The sequence below is a fragment of the Neochlamydia sp. AcF84 genome, from assembly GCF_011087585.1.
GTDB lineage: Bacteria > Chlamydiota > Chlamydiia > Chlamydiales > Parachlamydiaceae > Neochlamydia.
The window spans coordinates 1-1417 of record NZ_VJOT01000084.1; the positions used below are offsets into that span (position 1 = coordinate 1).

At 37.5% G+C, this 1417-nt stretch carries 2 protein-coding genes; both read right to left on the reverse strand.

All coding sequences use genetic code 11. From position 1 onward, the window contains the following. The coding region (locus tag NEOC84_RS09670) for an IS701 family transposase (protein ID WP_166158724.1) at positions 1 to 814 on the reverse strand (814 nt) is incomplete at its 3' end. Between the two features lie 194 nt (positions 815 to 1008). Continuing rightward, on the reverse strand, positions 1009 to 1417 hold a 409-nt coding region (locus NEOC84_RS09675), incomplete at its 5' end, for a transposase (RefSeq protein ID WP_166154163.1).

Genomic DNA, 1417 nt, shown 5'->3' on the forward strand with positions numbered 1-1417 from the left:
ATTTTTTTAACCATTTCTTGGCAGAAAGGGGCTTAAAGTTTTTATCGGCTACTTCTGGATATTTTCTTGGCCTACCTCTAATGTTCTTGGTGGAATTTAAAGAAATATCGATAGGCCAAAAGCTATGATTTTCAGGAATTTGAGCCACAAAGGTTAACTGCCTTTTATCTAATTCTCCCAATAACTCTCGTTTTTCTCCATAACCGGCATCAAAAGCAAGCGCTTCATAGGGAAAATCCTTCTTAAGAATATCATCTAAAAGTTGTAAAGCAAGCTGCCATTTCTTTAAAAACTTGTATCTTGCTTTAGGAACTTTGGCTACCTGCATTCTTTTTTTACTTTTTGTCCAAGATTGAGGAAGGAATAATTCACCTAGGATAGGAAAATGCTCTTTACCTTTTTCACAGTAATGCCACGTGACGATTGATTGACAATTAGCAATTTTTCCTAAAGCTCCACAATACTGCCTGGCTACCCCTACCGAAAACTTTCCCTTCTTGGGTAAAGAAGTGTCGTCTAGAACAAGTACTCCTTTTTTAACCCCCATGCTTTGAGCCATATGCCGTGCCAGTTGTTGTTGCATCGCTGCATGGTCCCAAGGGCTTTGATTGACAAATTGTTGAATGGCTTGTTCATTTCCTCCAGGAAGCCTTTTTGCCATGGGTTCGATAGATTTTCTTTCTCCATCTAATATTAATCCTGAAATGTATAATCTGCACCAGTGAACTCTTTCTGATCTTCCTAAGTTGGCTTTGAAAACATTAATCCATTCATTAAGTTGTTCGCGAATGGAATTTAGTTGCTCTAGATTCATTGCCCCTCCTTAATTAGTAAACCTTACCTACATTAATATCAAAAAGCCACTTAACGAGGTAGTACTAGTACTACTTCGTTAGGTTTAAGAGGTATCAAAAAATAGCCTTTTGGATGAGTCATGAATAGCTTGGCAAAAAGGGCAAATAGTAATGCAAAATAAGCTGTTAATTAATCTTCTGACTTGAGGCAGAGTCATTGAGATTTTTTTTTATCTTTTGCCTGGTATTTCAGTAAGGTTAAGAAGCTATAAGCCATAAAACATAACGTCAAATGATGATGGAGTCCTAGCCATGACCGCCCCTCAAAGTGATCTAATCCTAGCTCCTCTTTCATCTGCTGATAGCCTTGCTCGATTTTCCATCTCTCATGAATCCATTCTACCATACATGAGAGGGGAGTATCTTTTGAGGCATTGGAAACATAGTATTTATATTGATCGTTTCCTAGCTTTTCCATGATTAACCATCTTTCAACCCCTGGTCTATAAAATGCCTTGGTGATCGTTTCTTTAACACGTATAGCCATTACTTCACTATATTTCTTCGATTGAAGGGTAAGTTTTACCTTTTGCCACTTACCTCCTTGCAGGATCAATTTTTTT